The organism is Pseudomonas sp. TNT2022 ID642, from assembly GCF_028656995.1.
Taxonomy (GTDB): Bacteria; Pseudomonadota; Gammaproteobacteria; order Pseudomonadales; family Pseudomonadaceae; genus Aquipseudomonas.
In genome coordinates, this window is record NZ_JAMDGW010000052.1 from 1 (window position 1) to 597 (window position 597).

Consider the following 597-nt stretch of genomic DNA (forward strand, 5'->3'; position numbering starts at 1 on the left):
TCGTTCGAAAAACTACTCCCCGCCGCCCGTGACCTGCTCGCGCGCTTCCGCACGCGCGCAGAATTTGAGATACCCAAAGAGACTGGCTTTTGCCTGCCCTTCGGCTTCATCGCCGATGATGGCAAAGCCCACTACTCGATCACCATGGCCTGGCATCCCACTGACAATCCGAACCTGCTTTACAGCCTGAGTTTGAGTGACGACATCGGCAAAGCCCTTAATCTGCTCCCGGTATTGACCACGCCGATCATGGGCAACCCATTCCCAAGTGCCGGCGTCATTCAAACGTTCGGCCCTTCAAAAGTGCAAATCGGATCGCGCACAGGAATCATGGGCGGCAAGTATTACAAGCCCACGGACCCGCAAGGCAAAGAAACCGAGGCCACTGAGCGATTCGTCATGACCGCAGGTCTGGCCAACAAGGGATATGAACCGAGCATGGTGTTGAAGGCCGAGAATTACGCTTCAACACAAATCAGAACCTTTGAGCAGAGCAAGGAAGACTTCCTCAACATCCTGAAGAGCTTCCGCCTGCAACCGGGTATGGACAAGCTGACCGGTAAGTGAAAGTAGAATCCGCGGGCGCAAATAGAGCAG

1 protein-coding gene is annotated in these 597 nt (G+C 54.9%); it reads left to right on the forward strand.

Annotation, left to right across the window (positions count from 1 at the left end):
* A partial coding sequence (locus M5G26_RS29405; RefSeq protein WP_273917188.1) for a T6SS immunity protein Tli4 family protein occupies positions 1 to 567 on the forward strand: 567 nt, incomplete at its 5' end.
* Positions 568 to 597 lie beyond the last annotated feature (30 nt).